The sequence below is a fragment of the uncultured Methanobrevibacter sp. genome (assembly GCF_937906425.1).
In the GTDB taxonomy this organism is placed as follows: Archaea; Methanobacteriota; Methanobacteria; order Methanobacteriales; family Methanobacteriaceae; genus Methanobrevibacter.
Window position 1 is genome coordinate 1 of record NZ_CALCYR010000055.1, and the last position, 2,372, is coordinate 2,372.

Sequence of the window (2,372 nt, forward strand, 5' to 3'; positions counted from 1 at the left end):
TGTTATTTTTATCTATTTTTATCTATTTTTATCTATTTTTATCTGATTTATTTTTCAATGATAGTTTTTGAAGATTTGTTTTAATTATTCTTTTATCAATTTTGATTTGCTTTTAAGAATTATTTAGTTAAGTTTTTTAATAATTAAAAATATATTATAATTGTTATATGATTAAGGAACATTTTTTGATTTTATTAAATTTTCTTAAATAATAAAATTGATTTTAATAAAATTGAAATAAGTTTATTCAGTAATTTTTATTATTAATCTAAGGATGATGATAGCATGTTGCTTGAAGTTAAAGATTTAGTTGTTGAAGTAGAGGGTAAACGTGTCTTGAATGGCGTTAACCTATCTATAAGAGAAGGAGAGACTCATGTACTTTTAGGTCCTAACGGGGCTGGAAAAAGTACCTTATTTTTAACTATATTAGGTTTTCCAAAGTATGAAGTTGTTAGTGGATCCATTATTTTCAATGGTGAGGATATTACAGAACTTACTACCACTGAAAGAGTTGAAAAGGGACTTGGAGTAAGTTTCCAAAATCCTCCGGCAATTCGCGGTGTTAGTGTAAGGGACCTTTTGAAATTCGAATCCAAACAGGATCCTGATGAAGAGTTAAACCCAAGAATGCAGGAACTTGCACGTAAATTAAAATTCAGTGATGAGTTTTTAGACAGGGATGTAAACAGAGGTTTTTCAGGCGGAGAAGTTAAAAGATCTGAAATTCTCCAGTTACTTGCTCAGCAACCACTGTTTACAATGTTTGATGAACCTGATTCCGGTGTGGACATTGAAAATGTTGAATTGCTTGCCGGTCAATTGAACGTATTGCTTGATAAGGATAAAAAACCTGGCCAAAGGAAAAAGGCAGGTTTGTTAATTACTCATTTAGGTTATATTTTAAACTTTGTTAAAGCGGATAAAGCTCATGTTTTAATGCATGGTCAAATTGCTTGTTCAGGAGACCCTGACGAAATTTTAGAAGATATTAGAAAAGAAGGATTTACAGGATGTGTTGGTTGTGCAGAATGTGGCAAATGATGCTCTTAGGGCAAAAGATAAAAAGGCGGCTTTAGGTACTGATGTAGTTATTGAAAACTTCACAAAAGAGGATGTCAATGCCTTTGACCTATTGGATGATATTGATGATGTTGATAAAAAGACCAAAAAGACCCTTTTAAGAGTTGGAGTGGACACCCAATCAGATGAGCGTTCAGGTTCCTTCTTGCAAATGGACCAATCAAATGTATTTTCCCATTCAATTTCAGATTCAATTGAACTGATGAATACAGGCATTGCTCTTGAAAAGTACTCCTGGTTAAAGGATTATATGTGGAATGCAGTAAAGCCTGACACTGACAAGTATACCGCTCAAACAGCTTTACGTGAAACCGAAGAGGATATTTACAGCGGTTACTTTATTAGGTCATTACCTGGAACCAAGGAGGTTTTCCCTGTACAGGCATGTATGTTTATTGCAGACCAGGACGTAATGCAAACAGCTCACAACATTATCATTGCAGAGGAAAATTCCGAGCTTCACCTTATTACAGGTTGTGCTACAGGGGAAGATGTTTCATCCGCACTTCACGTAGGCGTATCTGAAATGTATCTTAAGCCTGGCGCTAAAATCACATTTACCATGGTTCACAATTGGGCTGAACAGGTGGAGGTACGTCCTAGAACAGGTATTATTCAGGAAAAGGACACCACTTACATTAACAATTACATTTTAACAAGTCCTGTAAGGTCCATTCAATCCTATCCTACAACCTATTGTAATGGTGAGAATGCAAGGGCTTTATTCCAAAGTATTCAAAGTGGTGTAAAGGATTCAATCATTGATGTTGGTTCAAGAGCCCTTTTGAATGCATCAAATACCAGTGCAGAGATTATTTCCCGTTCTGTTGCCAATGATGAATCCAAGATCTATTCCAGAGGTCATTTGGCTGGAAATGTTCCTAATGTTAAGGGACATTTGGAATGTCATGGTTTGGTTTTAGACGACAACTCTTCAATTTATGCTGTTCCTGAATTGGAGGCAAATGCAGCAAACCTTGAAATGTCTCACGAGGCAGCAGTAGGTCAAATTGACGAAGAGGAAATTTATTACTTGACTTCAAGAGGTTTGACTGAAGAAGAGGCAGCTTCCATGATTGTTAGAGGATTCTTGAGTATGGACATTACTGGATTGCCTGACGAATTAGCTGCTGAGACTCAAAAAATGATTGACATGAGTTTAGATGGAATGTAATTATTACATTTTTTCTAACTTACTTTTTTTATTTTTAAATTTTTTCTTGATTTTATTTTATTTTTACTTATTTTTACTTATTTTTACTTATTTTTACTTATTTTTACTTATTTTT

Annotated in this window: 2 protein-coding genes; both read left to right on the top strand. The window is 34.2% G+C overall.

The features are described 5' to 3' along the window. Positions 1 to 285 precede the first annotated feature (285 nt). Positions 286 to 1,044, top strand: a complete 759-nt coding sequence (sufC, locus tag Q0138_RS01565) for a Fe-S cluster assembly ATPase SufC (RefSeq protein ID WP_297979990.1) — start codon at positions 286 to 288, stop codon at positions 1,042 to 1,044. Then, positions 1,016 to 2,257, top strand: a complete 1,242-nt coding sequence (locus Q0138_RS01570; RefSeq protein WP_297979993.1) for a SufD family Fe-S cluster assembly protein — start codon at positions 1,016 to 1,018, stop codon at positions 2,255 to 2,257. The genes sufC and Q0138_RS01570 overlap by 29 nt, the downstream gene beginning before the upstream one ends. Positions 2,258 to 2,372 lie beyond the last annotated feature (115 nt).

Bases quoted from the DNA above. Each gene is read 5' to 3' on its own strand.
- sufC (WP_297979990.1), top strand. From the start codon at position 286: ATGTTGCTTGAAGTTAAAGATTTAGTTGTTGAAGTAGAGGGTAAACGT.